The sequence below is a fragment of the Enterococcus sp. 9E7_DIV0242 genome (genome assembly GCF_002140975.2).
GTDB classification, from domain to species: Bacteria; Bacillota; Bacilli; order Lactobacillales; family Enterococcaceae; genus Enterococcus_L; species Enterococcus_L clewellii.
Window position 1 is genome coordinate 710,587 of record NZ_CP147247.1, and the last position, 16,524, is coordinate 727,110.

The following is a 16,524-nucleotide window of genomic DNA, read 5'->3' on the forward strand; positions in this document are numbered from 1 at the left end:
CACACATTATATATTTGTTTAAACAAATATTCAATAGTAAATTAACCATTTATTTCAATTATTTGTTCAAACACATTGGTTTAATATGATATAATAGATTATGCAAGGAGGGATTTTTTTTGGCAGTGAACAAATTTTTTGATATCTATACACAGCTTAAAGAAGAAGTCAGAGAAGGTATCTACAATGATACCATGTTGTTACCTACTGAATTAGAATTGGTCGGCCGCTTCAAAACTAGCCGAAATACCATTCGTCGTGCGATTGCACAGTTAAACGCTGAAGGATTAGTTTATAGTGTTAAAGGCCGAGGTGTTGTTATTTTAGAGACGTCAAAAGTAGACAAAGTTTTTTTCAAAACCGGAAACTTTCATGGCTTGAAAGAGCTTTCCAATTATAATGAAATAAGCACCTCCTCCAAACTAATTGATTTTAAAGAATTAACTGTTTCTGAGGAGCTGGCAAAAGTCATTTCATTTCATGAAGGAGAGCGAATTTATAAAATCAGTCGTTTAAGGGTCATTAACGGTGCATCGATGATGTATGACACTAGTTACTTCAAAAAAAGTATCTTGGGCCCTATTGATGAGAAAATTGCAGCAGGCTCGATTTATGAATATATCGATCAAAAATTAGAGTTTAAAATTGTTGCATCTAAATCAATTATGAAAGTCGTCTCAGCAAAAGCAGCTGATTTTGAAAATCTAGATCTAGGTGAAAACAATTGCGTGGGAGAAATTGAGAATATTGCTTATACAGATAATGGTCGCCTCTTTGAACATACGTTTATTCGCTATATTCCTAACGAATATGTTATGGTTTCCTTCGCTCAACGATGAGACTTGAACGCTAAACCTCAATAATCATACTCTATAGAAAAAAGGCAATTACGAGAAATGAAGTGACACCAAAAAAGTCTAACTTTTTGAGGTCGATACAACGCTTCTTCTTAGTTGCCTTTTTTGTTTTATAGCTTTTTACCAAATCAATTTGACGCAGTGTGTAGATTTTATTCAGATTATTGACATACAGACTGGATCAGCAACAATCCCAGTCAATCCCTTCAATGAAAAGCATCCTCATTTCCTACAGAATCAGCCTTCTAGTTATTTGCAGAAAACTATGGCTGCTCTGTTCTCCCCTCAACATGACTTTTCAGCAAGGAAATCTGCTATTTGCTTCAAGCTTTCTTTGGTGCATGACCGACTATAGTCAACCATAAACCCATGAACAGCGTCTTCTCGCTCTTTATCAAAAAATACTTTTGTGACTGGTACGTTCATTTCCTCAAGACGTTTTGCAAATTCTAACGTTTGAGATTTATGCAGTCCATCTATTTCACCTGAAAGTAAAATGCTTCGAGGAAATTGTTCATTCACGTAATAAATCGGTGATGCCTCGATCATCAAGTCACGGTCTTTTTCATCGTCCATAGTACCTAAAAATGATTCGTAGCTCACTTTTATAAACGGAAACGTTGCATACTTCGCACTGAGAAAATCATAGGCTCCGTAAAATAAAACCATTCCGGCAATCTGCTCTTTATCTAATGGCGGCTCAACACCAAACACTGCCGCTGCTTTAGGATTTGTACATACATTCGCTACAGTAGAAGCCAGGTGCGCGCCGCCCGAATCTCCTGATAGAAAAAGTTTTTGTGGATCTCCTCCATAGTTTCCTATATTCTCTTTGATCCATTTGAAAGCCTCAAAGACAATTTTTTCTTGTTCAGGATGAGGAGCTTTAGGTGCTAATGTATAATTGATCGCAACACTGACATACCCTTTAGAAGCGATGAACTCACAATAGCCGATGTTGTCATCCTTATCTCCAAGCGTCCACCCTCCACCATGAATTTGCACAAAGACTGGGTAATTTCCTTTTCTATCTGGTGTATAAATATCAAGAACTTGCTTTTTATCTCCTTTATCGGCATAGCTCACATTCCTAATTTTTTCAACAGGACTAGTGATTGGAAAAGATTGATTGTATTTGCTTCGGTTAACACTCATAAGTTGATACAGCATTTTTGTTAACATAATGGTCAATTTCATCGTTCGCACACCCTTACTCTATTTTCAGCAATTCTGCTATCTGCTCTGCCATATAAGCGCCGATTTTTGTGCCGCCTTCCTCAGAAAAATGTAAATGGTCTCCCGAGTCATAATATTCTGCTAACCTACGAGGATCTGATCTATCACAAACATATTGGTCCAGATCGATCATTTTTTCATTTTTCCTGATCCATCGATTGATTTCTTCTCGAATCAACTCTTTCTCCGGCGACCAAGCTTCGACTTCACGAGAAACTGCCCCTTTGAATGGTGTCAATGTGACAAGAATAGGCTGAATTCCAGCAACGATCGTCTCATTTTTGATTCGTTCTAAAGCTGTAATAGCTTTTATGGCCGTTGGCAGTTCATCCATGTTTGTGGCCCTGACTTGATAAAGATCATTATCTCCAATCATTACCACCACAACATCTGGTCGGTAATTGACTAAATGGCTAAAACGTTCAACTGCCGCTTGTCCAAAGCTGTTGTTCCATTCAGAATCTGATGTCCCCGGTAAAAGCAATCGGTTTCCGGAAATCCCTTCATTAATTGCCGTAACCCCTTCCATATGGTCATACAGCCATTGCGTAGCTGAATCCGTATAATAACCTTGATTAGTCAAAGAATCACCAAAGAAGGCAACAGTGATGCCTTTTGTTTCCGTCAGAAGAGCTACCGTAGTGATTCCATAAACAAAGTTCATATCAAGATCAGCTACATTCGTTTGAAATATCTTATCCGAGAATGTGTGAGCGGAGGTCGCTAAATGATTGGAGTTATTCTTTATCTCCAGCTCGAGATACAAAGATGATTTCAATGGCACGTCAATTTTTGAAAAATCAGACCATAGCGATTGTCCAGCGGGAATTTCGAATGAATCCTGATTATTCAACGTAATTGGACTAGCATTAACCATTTCCGGATCTGTTGAGATTCTAGCACGGATAACCTTCATACTCTCATGATCGTATTTGTTTGAAAATTCTACACGAGCGCCTTTACCAGAAATATTTTGTTTGATAGTCATTTTTTCGATTCTATCGTTGGGTTTAAAATTTAGATTTCCATAGTTAGAAAAGACTTGATGCCAAATCATTCGAAACATATTTATCATTCCTTTACATAGGTATAAACCAAAGAGAGTGGGTCAAAAATACTCTATTTCATTCCGAACGCCTTCGAAAAATCAGCTCTTAGAACGAGCTTAGAATAGAGTTTCTACGGTTCTTTTACTACTACGACTTTGGGAACATGCAGAGAGCAGCCCATCATTTCGTCGTGTTACAAATATCAAACGATTTTTGAGTGCTCATCTCCCATTCGCTAAAATCACTTGACCAACGACTTGAAGAAAGCAAGAATTGGTTGAATGTTTTCTTTTTCTAAAAATTCAGGTCCTCCTCCTGCATGACCTGTTTCAGGCATAAGATCAAGAATAACCTTTTCTTCACCAATTTCTTTTATCAAGCTTCGGGCAAAATTAATCGATTGTTCAACCGGTACAGCCGGGTCCATTGTACCATGCTGAATATAGAATGGCGGAGCAGCATCGGTGATCACATAGTCGATGTTCGCTTCTTTTGCTGCAGCGACGTTAATTGCTGGATCAAAGCCTAAATACTCAACCATCGTATCACGATTTTGCTTGATATAGTCGGGAGCGATTGCTTCAAAAATTTCAAGATACGCAGCTTCATTACTAAAGTCAAGTAACGGACATAATGCAGCAACCCCTTTGACTGGTTCTCCTTTAGCTACATTACGCAACGATACTTGGGACACTAGATTGCCACCTGCTGAGGTACCATAAAGAAAAACATTTTCATTATCCAGTTTAAATTGTGCTGCATTCTTTTTTATAAAGGCTAATGCCTCTGTTAAATCGTCAATAGGATCCATTCGTTTAATGTTTGGCAGTAGACGGTAGTTTACAGAAACAAGAGCAAAACCTTCTTGTAATGCGAAGAAGCCAGGATAAAGATGCCAATCCCGTTTATCACAGTAGGCAAAGCCGCCTCCATGAACTAAAACCACAACAGGAAATGGTCCCTCTCCTTCGGGAAGATAAACGTCAAACTTTTGAAGTTCGTGATCGCCATAGCAAATATCAAGTTGTTTATTCTTGATCCAGTCGATTTGAGGAATCACTTTCTTGTCAATAATAGATACCCATTCAGGTACAAAATTTGTGTCCAGTAAGCTTCTCATCGGTATAACCTCTTTCTGTATTTGACTTTACAGCTCCTATATTAACTTATACGTTTATGATAAATTTGTTTAAACACATTGTCAATAGTTATTTAATAAACTCAACCTACTCCGGGTACAATCTAAGCAATCGTTATAAAACGTTTACCTTATTCGATGACTGTATTAAATGAGTCTGTGACACCTCGCTTTCACACTCCGTCTACTTGGTCTTTGTTCTACTATATAAAGAACCTGCAAGAACTTTTCTAAGTATCTCGCAGGTCTATCTCTGATTTATACTGATCATCCAGCTTCGACTAATGAAGTCAAGCTACCAAACACATCGTTCCTCAATTATGCGCCTTATTTCTTTTTGTACTTGTATATTACAGCACCAGCAATGACAGCGATTACTACAACAATCACTAAAACGATGTTAATAAATTTACTCTCGCTTTTATCAGCTGTTGAAGCAACATTACCAGTTGGAGAATCATTGAATTCCAATGAACCATCGGTAGTATTTCTTTTGTATTGCTGGAAAAATGCCCAAACAAATGCAGCTTCAGGACGATAGTTCCAATGCGCCAAATCCTTAATTGCTACTAACTCAATGAGCGTTTGGTCATCATCAGTTGTGAGTGTTCCAGATAAAATATCTTTATTGCCTAGTTTGGTTTCCTTTTGGTTTGTCATTTTTACACCATAATAGGGATTTAATGCCAAATCAGGTTCTTCAGAAATTTCGAGTTGGTTGATTCTTTGATATGCCTGAATAAACTCAAACATCGATACATTTGGATCATCAAAGAAAATATTCGGCATACCATTCGGGCTACTACCATCTACTGGAATCATTTGGAAAAAGTCGTGATCCCCGCATATATAGAGATAAGGTACTTGCCCACCGCTATATTTTTCTGAAATAGCGGTCAGTTCCTCTTTATCGACACCAGGCGACGAAATCGATGCGGCGGCAGCAAAAATTTCTGAATATTTTGCTCCCCATAAAGCCGCTTTAGAACCACCTGCTGATAAACCAGTTATATAGACTTGACTAGGATCGATTTGAGGATATTTCTCTTTCAGCATATCTATCAGTGACAAAATACCTGCTTCCCCTAATCCATCGTTTCCTGAAAAATTGTCTGCCTTATCTTGCCATTCCGGAGAGACGACAATCAAACCTTCGCTTGCTGCAAGCTCTACCCAACCACTTGTATCGCCTTGTATCCGTGGATCATTTCCAAAACCATGTAAGGTTACGACAAGTGGGATGCTATCCTTCTCCTTTATTTTGGCGGGTATGTATTCATACCAAGTATACTCGCCCTTACCTTCTATCGGTTCTTTTTCCATTTGATTGTACGTAACATCCAATGCTTCAAAATCGATAACCGGCTCTAAATCATAATCACTGGTAATTTGCGTAACATCTGCCATATAGAATTCTGTTGTTTTGTTATGCATTCGGTAATTTTTTGAAAGAACCTTATTCCAAGCATTGCTAAATGCTTCTGCTAAAGTTTCTTCCTTTTGTGACACGATGACTTGCTGAAGCTCCGCCTTTGAATTCGCGTAATACTTAAATTCTTTCTCCTCTTCCACTAGCTCACTCTCATTTGCTTGAGTATATAATTCGGCTACTTGGTCTGATGAGTTACTAACATAGGCTGGAACTGGAGAATGGATTGCGCTATCCTCACCCACTGTCCCGCCAATAGTCATTACACCTGCCACCGGATACATCAAATCTGCCAATTCTTCATTGACAAAAGTTGCTCCTTGATCGATGCCAATAATTTTTATGTTTGAAACGCCATTCGGCACGCCATGAGTACTAGCTAATAATTGAAGAAATGCTTTGCTATCTTCTTGTGTGTACTCTTTTTTGTCTAAAGGATTTACCACATAAATTTGAGCAGCCCATTCTTCAACCACTTGCTCCATTTCTAATTGGGCAATCAATTCATCTGCCTGCTCAGCAGTAATATTTCCCGCATAGATGTAGAAAGTAGGGCTCAAAATGGAAGAACGCGAACTGGTATGACCATGTTCACTCGCATCATAGAAAGAGTAAGTAATAGCCTTATTTTTCTCATCATTTTTTTGCACTGTTTTGATTTTTTCTGCATGTCCAACCATCGGAAAAATCAATAAACCAAGTAACAAAGAGCTGATCAAGAGCGCCATCATTTTTTTCAATCAAATCACTCCTTTAATTTTATACATATATCTCCGTTTCATTTCTTCAACTTTCTATTCTCTATCAATAATCAAACAGATTTTGAACAACAGTATAGCCTTCGAAAGTTGCATCCATAATCTTACCTATACGATTGCAATCGCCAAGCATGACCGTCTGTTCTGCGATACCATAGAATGTTTCCGCTAGATTTCGCTCCGGCCTAAGTCCGGTACAGACAATTAAGTTATCAAAAGGAATATGTTGCTCTACTCCTTCTTTGGACGCCACAATACAGGAATCTTTTTCTATTTTTTTACAGATCGTTTCCAGTAGAACATTTAAGGTTTCTGCTTGATTTATTTTTTGTCTTAACGCAATTTTGTACAATTCATTTCCTTGTGCAGCCAGTTCATTATTCATCTCTACAATTGTGACAGCTTTATGATGAACCAACGCTAGTTCCATGCCAATCTCAGCACCGATTGTTCCACCACCAAGGATAACGATGTTTTCGCCCAGTTCTTTTTCATTCTCAATTGATTGAATACCTGTCACGACATTCTCACCATCGATTCCCGAAATCGGTGGAACTATTTCTCGTCCACCAACTGCTACGATAAGAGCATCTGGATTAAACTGTCTGATATTTTTCGGAGTTGCCTCAAAGTTCAGTCGAACATTTACCTTTGATTTACCTATTTGTACTTTATAAAATTCCAATAAACGAGCAATCTCAATTTTAAAATGTTCTTTTGCGACATATTTTAGTTGTCCACCTAGCGCATCGCTTTTCTCTAAAAGAGTCACCCGATGTCCTACTTTATCAGCAGTGATTGCCGCATTTATACCGGCTGGGCCGCCACCAATGATGACAATATTTTTAACTATTTTTGTGGGTTTTACTTCTTTGGCTACAAATGTTTCATTATTGTATCTTGGATTAACTGAACACCCAACATTTTTATGATTCGTCGCAATATGGTAGCACTGTAAGCAGCGAATGCACCCATGAATGTCTTCCGGATGCCCTGCTAATGCCTTCTTCGGCCAATCCGGATCTGCTACGAAGCTCCGACCAAAAGCAACCATATCTACGACTCCTTTTGCAATCAAATTGTTGGCCTCTTCCGGAGAAAGTACCGCACCAACAACGCTCACCGGAATGTTGACACGCTGTTTCACTTCTTTTGCCCATTCCACATTAGGCATAAGTGGTTCGAAATTCGTTGTCGCCATGTGTACATTTGCTTCACGATTCATATCAAGTCCTGCTGAAATTTGAACCATATCAATATACTTTTCTGCTAGTTGAATGAAGGCCACAACATCTTCAAATTCGATCGATCCGTCTACCCACTCATACGCACTGATTCTCATATCGATTGGAAACTCTTTCCCAACTGCCGCTCGGACTGTTTCCAATATCTTTAGTGGAAACTTGGCACGATTTTCAAAGCTGCCACCATATTCGTCCTCACGATGGTTAAAGTAAGGGGAAAGGAACTGTGCTGGCAGCCAGCCATGACCAAAGTGCATGAAAATAGTATCGAAACCAAGTTCTTTTGCTTCTTTTGCAGTATCGTAGTAATAATTTAGCGTTTCCTCCATCATCGCTTCATCCATTGCTCGCACTTCAATACCATCTTCTCGTACATAAGCTGATGGACCCTTGGCATATTCATAACATCTAGCTTCTCTGCCCCCATGAAAAATTTCAATAGAAGCCTTGGCACCTGCCTGTTGAATTTTCAAAATTTTCCTGCGTGTTTCTTCGTATTCGTACTTACTGAAAACAGACAGCTCATCCGGGCTTTTAAAGCTAGAACGATAGGGTTCCACAATCGTGTGCCCCGCAATGACGATCCCGGCGCCACCCAAAGCTTTTTCTTCAAAAGTATTGTTGAGTGGTGCTGCGACAATTCTGTTTTTGACCATCATTGTGTTGATTTTGATTGGTGAAAATAATTCTTTAAACATTCCCGGTAGTCTCCCTTCAGTTTTTTATTTCAAACGTGATTATTTTATATTCATCCTTCTCTTTCAAATGAAGCTTACTGGATCGATGCTTTTGACTAACTTTTTCTATATAAGCCAGTTCGTTTGGGATTTCCACCACTATCTTTGTCTGTTGTTGATTCTCCTTTTTCCAGTTTATCGTCACTTTTCCCATCGGTGTTTTGAGGCTTCCACTTACCCAGTCGATCGGTAAATCAACAGCTGGATCAATGATTAATTGTTTATTTTCAATCCTCAGTCCCAGTAAAGAGGAGACAAACCAACTGGAATAGGAGGAAAACATGGCATGGTTTAAAGAACCCGGTTGTGTCTTTTGTTGACCGGGAACACTAAAATATTCTGCTAAAGCCAGATTTCCATTTTTTAACATATCCTGATAGCTTGGGCCCTCTTGGCGAAGTAACCAATCATAGATTAAGCGATTCTCACCGATTTCTGAAAACAGTTCATAGGCCCAAGACATACCAAAAATCCCAAAAGAAAAAATAGTCCCATTCTCCCTAATTTTTTTGATCAGATGACGAATTCGCTTGTCTCTGTCCTCTCCTGAAATCAGCCCTGCTTGAATGGCAAATATATCACTAGAGATTTTCCCACTAGAAAAATTACCCGTCTCCCTATTGAATTCTTTCAACAATTCACTTTTAGCAATCGCTATTTTTTCTTTTACTCCATCTAAATGGCTGGTTGAGCAAATTCCTTCATCCATTAACTCAAGGTATTCATTCAACAAGATCACATACATACATCCCGAACAGAAAGACTGATCTGGTGATGAAATGACCCACCCCTCTTCTTTTCCATCAACAGAGCCCCAGTCCCCCAAACAACACGAGCGAATCATTGAAAAATCAAAACATAATAAATACTGCAAATGTTTTTCCAACTGAGCTTGATACTGTTTGACGAAATCTGCTTCTTGATAGGTCGTGGACAAGGCTTTAGCAAGTGTGGGTAAAACCAATTGCCAACCTAATGATCCTGCTTTATTGGATGTACCATTCGTCATAATTCCTATGAAAGGTGCAGTTTGCGGGATACCACCATCCGCTATTTGAGCATCTACAAAATCTAGAAAAACCTTTTTAGCAAACTCTTTTATATCACTCGTCGCAATATGAGAAGATAGAAGTGCCACGATATCCCCGCCATAACCAAAGCGTTCTCGTGTGCAATCCTCAAAATAGGCGTGCATGTTATTTTGGCGTGTATTTATTCCTGCTTGCCACAGCTGATTCAAGTCTTCTGAAGATGAATCGAAGTCAACCAGTAGTTCTACATCTGAAAATAGGCGATAGGCAATTACATTTTCTAATGGAAGTTTCGTGAACTCAGATGTTCCTTTCACAAAAACATATCTAAAGGAATGATAGGTGTATTGATTACTAAAATGCAAAGGGGTTAATTTTTCCTTCATTACTTTGTCTGTTTGAATGACTGGACTTTCTGGTTCCCGGTCACTTGTTTTTACGCCATATTTCCCACTGATCGTTGTTCCATAAGCCGGATTTCCTTTATCATCGGTCACTTCTGCGTAGCTTAGTTCAATACATCCGATCGTTTCAGCGGCTAAATCAAACGCAATTTGTCCGCTAATAATCTGTCCAAAATCGATAATCCAGCCATCTGCAAGCCTATCGAATGAAACTGGCAGAATTTTTTCTTTCCGGACAATTTTTGGAATAAAGCTTGGAACCAGTTTTCCCGTCGGACCAGGAATACACACCGTCTGTTTTCGAACATTGTCAGCTGGTTGAACATTGTCTGTGAATACTTCACCTACAAAGAGATTGTTTTGCAGAAATTGCCCACATGAACTTTCCCACTCGGCATCTGAGAGGATATGTATGGACTGATTTGTTGTTGTCAGTTGGATATCACAAATCATCGTCGGCTTACCAATAGAAAGCTGTTTTCGAATATTGTACTTACCCAAAATCAAAATTGGTGCAGGATTATACCAGCCATTTGCCAATTCAACCGTAAATTCATTCGTTCCTTCCGTCAGGAAGCTTTCTATTTGATAGGTATCGTAATAAACTCTCTGGTCATAGCTGGTGACATCTGAATTCAAATACGCATCTGAAACCCGTTGCCCATTTATTCGCAATGTATAATAGCCCAAACCGCAAATATCAATGAACGCTGATTCGATCGTTTCTTTGACCACCACTTGCTTTTTCAAAATTATCGTTGGCTTATCATCAAAATACACGTGTTCTTTTTCAATAGGATTATCCAACCTTGTAATCCAGTTCGCAAGATTGAGATCATGGTTTTGAGTATAGAAATTCATCGTTTCCTGCACAATTTTTTGATTGCTGTTATAAACACTTAGTTTTACCGAATATTTCTTTCGTGCGAAGTGTCTAGGTAGCACGATTGATTGGCTTTGTCGCCTTGAAACCTCTTCAAAATCAAAAATGCACTGCTCCTTTTCATCAAAGACTTCCAATCTATAGCTTGTTTGCTTTGCCGCTTTCCACGTAACTGAAATCGCCTCATTTAGGTCGACATTTATCGGCGTTGATTGACCGTTAATTTCTAATCGACTATTGCTCAACATTTTCACCACTTTCAACAAAATTGTCTACTCACGATCATTTCTATCAGAGACAAATGACTGTGAATAGACAACTTTTTTATTCTGTAATTGCTCCTTGTTCTTCTTGATAGATTTTTTTATCAACCATTTTCACAAATGGAATCCATAGTAGTACACACACAATCAATTGAACCAATTGAAGCACGGCTCCCCAGATACTTCCGGTTACAAAGTACCCGCTAATCAAAATTGGTGTCGTCCACGGCAATTGTGCAACACCCGTAGGAATCGGTACTAATCCTAGTGCAAAAGCAGCATAGGCGATAACTGTACTCACTGCATTTCCTAAACAGAATGGAATGATATAGCTCACGTTCAGCATTAACGGAACACCGAACAATGTGGGCTCACCAATATTGAATATATAAGGTGGACCTGCTATTTTACCAACCTCTTTATACTGACGACTTTTTGCTATGAGGATAATTGCAATAATGGACCCTATAATACCGATTGACGTAAAATGGTTCTTAAACCCCATATTGATAATGTTCTGAGGAACTTCTCCTGCAATCGTAGCTGCTCTGTTTTGATCTTCCAATACCTAATGGATCGGGTCTGTCACGGCTTGAACGATCGAACTACCATGTAATCCAAAGAACCATAAGAATTGTTCAAAAATCTTGATGAAAACCATGCCGAACAATGAACCACCAACCATGGTCAACGGAATACCTAACGTACCATTAATCAACGCCATCGCTTCCGTGTTCAAACCAACTTCCAACATGAGACGAACAATAAAGAACAGTGTCACCACAATAAATGAAGGAATGATCGATTCAAAAGGTTTAGATACTGCGGGTGGAACAGTGCCGGGCATTTTTATCTTGATGTCTTTTTCGTCAATTTTCTTATAAACAAGCACCGTTACAATACTGACAATAATTCCTAAAAACATCGCTTGTGCACCAATTTTCGTCATGTTAATGAAGCTTCCTGTTTCATTAACATCAAGTGGCGTTAAGAGTAAAAATGATACGAGTGCCGTTAAAATACACTGCAATACATCTGTTTCTAACTTTTCCGCCAAGCTTTTTGCTAAGGAAATGACAACGATCAAGCCGCCAATGGCAATGGTCGCATTATTCACATAAAGTAATTTATCCACCCATGTTGGGCCAAAAATAGACGTAATAAAATCTGTCACCTGTACAATTGGAAAAAATGCAATAATTAGGAAAATGGACCCAATAAAGGTGAATGGCATATAAGCAAGCATTGCATCACGAATTGCCGTTACGTAAATATTTCTATTTACTTTGTCAGCAAAAATTCCTAGTTTATCTTGAAACTTATCACTGAAGGTCATCTTTTTGTCATTCATAATTTTCTCCTTTGACTTTTTTTGCTAAATAGACTAGTATTCTGGTAGCGCCACCATAATTATATTATAGGGCATTGAGCGATAGATACAATGACCATTCATATCCTGATTACTGACCATTTATTACTTGTTAGAAAGGAGATACAATGAATAAACAACAGATAAGAGAATTTCTTTTTACATACACGGATACAGAGCGCAAACATATCAATCAGCAGGACGATCCATTTCATTTACAAGAGAATGAACGGATTTCATACAATAAAACGTTGGCGTACGCCATCTCAAAAAATGAAAAGATAACCGACTTTTTAAATGATAGTCAGCTTTTACTAGTGAAGCATGCGCGATTTTCACCTATGCCTCCACATGCTCATGATTACATCGAGATGTGCTATGTGTATTCCGGAAAAATAGATATGATCATCAACTCTGAGGAAATTTCTTTGAACCAAGGTGATTTTTGTCTATTGGATACTGGAGTTATCCATCAGATTCTTGATACTGGGGAAGACGATATCCTTATCAATTTCCTAATAAAAAAAGAGTATTTCTCCACCAAAATGTTGAGTCAAATCGCACATAATGATACGCTCTCAAAATTTGTTATCGATGCACTTTCCGAGGACCAAAAACACAATCAGTTTATTGTCTTTGAAACAGTGAATAACGAATTCATAGAAGATGCCGTCATTGGGATTTTATCTCATTATTTAGGACCTTCCTTTTTTTCGAAGGAGATCATTGATTCTTATATGCTCATTATTTTTTCCGAATTATTACGGTCATTTCATGAAAAAAAAGCCCAATACTATCAAGAAAACAATCAACTATATATCGGAAACATTCTAAGCTATATTGAAAAAAGGCAAGGAAATTGTACCTTAAATGACCTTGCCGAAGCATTCAATTTTAACAGCAACTACCTTAGTCGCTTCATCAAGAAAAACGCGGGCAAATCATTTATCGATCTTGTCCAAGAAATTCGTTTGACCCACGCTACGACCTTACTAAGAAACACGGACCTACCAATTGAAAAGATCATCCAACAAGCCGGCTATAGAAACATCAATTTCTTTTATAAGAAATTCCAAGATATCTATCATGAGTCACCGAAGGAATATCGGAAAAAGTTTCAATAGTTAGTTGATTGGGGTTAGGATGCATCTCAAGAGCTCATAGGAATCTAAGCTCTTGATTTATTTCAGATGATCAAGCAATACCCACTCAGTGCTTGAAGTTAACCCCTCTTGGTCCAATCTTTCTTTCCATTTTATGGGTCCCAACCATTACAAGCAAAATAAATACCATCACTTCAGATTTCTTTTGCTGCAAAAGATTCTTGGTCTTCAATTATTTTGCACCATTCCCATTACGATTGGCGTCCAACTGGTTGAACTATTTCTAAATCACTTTCTCCATCGCCAAATACTGAGGATGCTCATATAGGGATTTTTAATTCTATAAACCTAGGCAATTGCTACTCTTAAGGCATTACCATGGGAGGAAATGCTCTTAACCAGACCTTCTCTAGCTGCCGTGGTAAACTGAGAGAGTAGATGGGAGATGAATGATTGTGAAAAAAGATCGACAACAGCTCTTCTTTATCTTTTTATTGTTTGTTCTATTTGCTTTAACAAATTTGCTACTGCTATTTTTAGGCGAATCACCTCGTGGAATATTGTTGAACCTCATCGCCGGCTTAGCCTTTACCCCTGTAGAAATTTACGCTACTGTGTTTTTTTTGGAAAATTTTTTACGAAAACGAGAAGAAAAAATAGAAGAACTACGAGAAGATACCGACTATTTTTCAATAGCCAAGGAGGATCAACTGCAGCTTATTTGGACAATCAAATATTGCTTGCTGGAAAATTTCTCAACAAAGAACTATGAAGATGTCGATAGCGCTTTTTATAACTTATATATGGATCGTGAAAATGCTCTTTCTGCTGAATTCTGGAAAAATGCTTTATTAGAGGAGCACTTGACTCCTTCTGTTAAAAAATATAATCTAAACCTCATTGGAAAAGATACCTCTTACCATTCAGCTTTAGAGCTTTCAACAGAAATTGGGGATTATATTCGGACAGAGATCACTGATTTTTACGCTATTTACTTAAAGTTTATCCCTTTAGATATCTTCAAAGAGCTTCATGGTATTTATAAGTCAATTGAAGTCAGCGTTTTGTTCAGTGACAATGCCTATCTTCTTCAACACAAACAAGAATTGATAGAAAAACAAAAGAAAAAAGAACTTCAGCCGGAAGAATACGAGAAATTGGCTCAACTCTCTCAAAACCTATTAGTAGATATCTATCAGCATATGCAAAACATCTCTGCAATGACACTGGAACATCATACGAAGTTGTTGGAGGATCAATAGTTTTACATAATATAAAAACAACCAACAGAATAGTAAGACACCTGCAAAAATAAATTGAGGCGTCTTACTATTGTTGTTTCTTCTTCTCTATGGCAAACACTTTTGGTATTTGCTTTTTATTTCAGATATCACATGTCAGCAATCACCAAGATAAATAATTCCGCTCGGTTAAGAAAATTTCGTTTATACAGTAATCCCTCCAGCTATGAGTAGTTACCTAATTTCATCAGCTGATTGGTATCGTTTAATCCTAACTCCTAATTTTCAACATCACGATAGCTCTTGCTTACTTTGGTCAACACTCTAAATCTGAAAGGTTTTTTCTGAAAATAATTACAGTCTTCTTTATTTACTGTCCTTGTTCTACTTAAAATCGTTTGGAAAATAGACCGCCCTTTTTATTTTGGTAACAATAAATCTGTCTATCAACCCGTAAATATAGTTAAATTATATACATACTCTAACTTGTGGTGGCAATCTTCCAAAATTTCATCTGCTTTAATCGGTTGTTCTCTAGTATTACTAGCTCCTGAAAAAAAAATACACAGTTAATTGTGTTCAAATATGAAAAGGAATTTTTGGAAACTGTAGGCACTTAAGCCAGTCTCCATATCTTTCATAGAACTATGTCTGTTTTTCATAGCCTCGTTCCTGAATTTTTATCCGAGTTTAGGATAAACCATCAATACATTCTAGTGAAAATCAAATGAAATGTTGCTTCAATATCGCTGAGGTAGAGAGAGGTTGCAATGCATTCGGAAATCTATTACCATAAACCTACGAGGAAGGTGATCAATGTGAAATGTTGCATTGTATTTTCTGAGATAGTCTTTTAAAACGAATACTAAAAAAGGTGGAAGCAATATGACTATTTCAGATAAAAAAATATATCCAAGAACAAATGATTTAGAAACAGTGTATTTAAAAAATGTTATTACAAAACCAAATATCAACGTTGGAGCATATACATTCTATAATGATTCTGCTAAAAATCCATCAGATTTCGAAAAGAATAATGTATTGTACCATTATCCATATGTGAATCATGATACGTTAGAAATTGGGAAGTTCTGTTCCATAGCAAGCGGAGCAAAATTTATTTTCAACAGTGCCAATCATGCACTTGGTTCACTTTCAACCTATCCTTTTCCCATTTTCTTTGAAGAATGGCAGCTGCAGGCGGAAGATATCTCTTCTGCTTGGGATAACAAAGGGGATATCATTATAGGTAATGATGTTTGGATTGGTTATGAAGCGGTCATTCTTGCAGGCGTTCATATTGGCAACGGCGCAATTATTGGCGCCAGATCAGTAGTGACCAAAGATGTGCCTCCTTATTCAATTGTCGGAGGGGCACCAGCCAAACAAATCAGACAGCGATTTGATGCGGAAACGATTAAACAGCTCGAAGCGCTTCAATGGTGGGATTGGTCTGTTGAGAAAATTGTAGAAAATATTTCGTTTATTCAGACAGGGGATATTGGTAAACTGAAACTAAGTATCAAATAGAGATAATGATAGTAGAAAATAATGGTACCTTGTCAAAATATTATAAAGTCGGATAAAATCACAAAAACCCCTTGATTTTTCAAGGGGTTAAATTTCGGTATATTACTGTTGCTATTTTATATACATGTCCAAGACGCGCTTTCGAACATCCTCCAACAAATAATACTCTTACCTGGCTATATGTCTGGCTAAGTATGTGTAATACGATTTGTTGATTCCTCATAGATGCTCCTTTTTTCTGCGCTATCATTT

Annotated in this window: 10 protein-coding genes and 1 pseudogene; 4 read left to right on the forward strand and 7 right to left on the reverse strand. The window is 37.8% G+C overall.

Going from position 1 to position 16,524, the window contains the following annotated elements:
• Nucleotides 1-125 precede the first annotated feature (125 nt).
• Complete coding sequence (locus A5888_RS03400) at nt 126-839, forward strand: GntR family transcriptional regulator (protein WP_339102074.1); 714 nt, start codon at nt 126-128, stop codon at nt 837-839.
• Between the two features lie 303 nt (nt 840-1,142).
• On the opposite strand, the gene A5888_RS03405 is transcribed toward A5888_RS03400, so the two are convergent.
• The 7 genes and pseudogenes from A5888_RS03405 to A5888_RS03435 form a co-directional block, all read right to left on the reverse strand.
• Nucleotides 1,143-2,054: an alpha/beta hydrolase gene (locus A5888_RS03405; RefSeq protein ID WP_086347833.1), complete on the reverse strand. Its 912-nt coding sequence runs from the start codon at nt 2,052-2,054 to the stop codon at nt 1,143-1,145.
• Nucleotides 2,055-2,067: 13 nt separating this feature from the next.
• Nucleotides 2,068-3,159 carry a GDSL-type esterase/lipase family protein gene (locus tag A5888_RS03410; RefSeq protein WP_170924694.1) on the reverse strand — a complete coding sequence of 364 codons (1,092 nt, stop codon included), beginning with the start codon at nt 3,157-3,159 and terminating at the stop codon, nt 2,068-2,070.
• A 224-nt stretch (nt 3,160-3,383) separates the two neighbouring features.
• Nucleotides 3,384-4,262, reverse strand: coding sequence for an alpha/beta hydrolase (locus A5888_RS03415; protein WP_086347835.1), 879 nt, complete (start codon nt 4,260-4,262; stop codon nt 3,384-3,386).
• 345 nt (nt 4,263-4,607) lie between these two features.
• Entirely contained in the window at nt 4,608-6,440 is a 1,833-nt protein-coding gene (locus tag A5888_RS03420) for an alpha/beta hydrolase family esterase (protein ID WP_249274434.1), read from the reverse strand.
• A gap of 73 nt (nt 6,441-6,513) precedes the next feature.
• Entirely contained in the window at nt 6,514-8,409 is a 1,896-nt protein-coding gene (locus A5888_RS03425; RefSeq protein WP_086347837.1) for an FAD-dependent oxidoreductase, read from the reverse strand.
• A gap of 16 nt (nt 8,410-8,425) precedes the next feature.
• Nucleotides 8,426-11,023 (reverse strand): family 78 glycoside hydrolase catalytic domain, encoded by a 2,598-nt coding sequence (locus A5888_RS03430; RefSeq protein WP_249274435.1) that lies wholly within the window; start codon nt 11,021-11,023, stop codon nt 8,426-8,428.
• Between the two features lie 67 nt (nt 11,024-11,090).
• Nucleotides 11,091-12,380 (reverse strand): annotated as a pseudogene (locus A5888_RS03435) (PTS sugar transporter subunit IIC).
• Nucleotides 12,381-12,526: 146 nt separating this feature from the next.
• Between A5888_RS03435 and A5888_RS03440 the strand changes: the two are divergent.
• The 3 genes from A5888_RS03440 to A5888_RS03450 all read left to right on the forward strand — a co-directional run bounded on the left by A5888_RS03440 (nt 12,527) and on the right by A5888_RS03450 (nt 16,272).
• Nucleotides 12,527-13,522 carry an AraC family transcriptional regulator gene (locus A5888_RS03440; protein WP_086347839.1) on the forward strand — a complete coding sequence of 332 codons (996 nt, stop codon included), beginning with the start codon at nt 12,527-12,529 and terminating at the stop codon, nt 13,520-13,522.
• Nucleotides 13,523-13,956: 434 nt separating this feature from the next.
• The gene (locus A5888_RS03445) at nt 13,957-14,763 is read left to right on the forward strand and encodes a hypothetical protein (protein ID WP_139843800.1); all 807 of its coding nucleotides are present in this window, start codon (nt 13,957-13,959) and stop codon (nt 14,761-14,763) included.
• An 864-nt stretch (nt 14,764-15,627) separates the two neighbouring features.
• Nucleotides 15,628-16,272, forward strand: coding sequence for a CatB-related O-acetyltransferase (locus A5888_RS03450; RefSeq protein ID WP_339101915.1), 645 nt, complete (start codon nt 15,628-15,630; stop codon nt 16,270-16,272).
• Nucleotides 16,273-16,524 lie beyond the last annotated feature (252 nt).

Excerpts from the sequence above, each read along its gene's own strand:
- A5888_RS03405 (WP_086347833.1), bottom strand. The coding sequence starts at position 2,054 with ATGAAATTGACCATTATGTTAACAAAAATGCTGTATCAACTTATGAGT.
- A5888_RS03410 (WP_170924694.1), bottom strand. The coding sequence starts at position 3,159 with ATGTTTCGAATGATTTGGCATCAAGTCTTTTCTAACTATGGAAATCTA.
- A5888_RS03415 (WP_086347835.1), bottom strand. The coding sequence starts at position 4,262 with ATGAGAAGCTTACTGGACACAAATTTTGTACCTGAATGGGTATCTATT.
- A5888_RS03420 (WP_249274434.1), bottom strand. The coding sequence starts at position 6,440 with ATGATGGCGCTCTTGATCAGCTCTTTGTTACTTGGTTTATTGATTTTT.
- A5888_RS03425 (WP_086347837.1), bottom strand. The coding sequence starts at position 8,409 with ATGTTTAAAGAATTATTTTCACCAATCAAAATCAACACAATGATGGTC.
- A5888_RS03440 (WP_086347839.1), top strand. The coding sequence starts at position 12,527 with ATGAATAAACAACAGATAAGAGAATTTCTTTTTACATACACGGATACA.
- A5888_RS03450 (WP_339101915.1), top strand. The coding sequence starts at position 15,628 with ATGACTATTTCAGATAAAAAAATATATCCAAGAACAAATGATTTAGAA.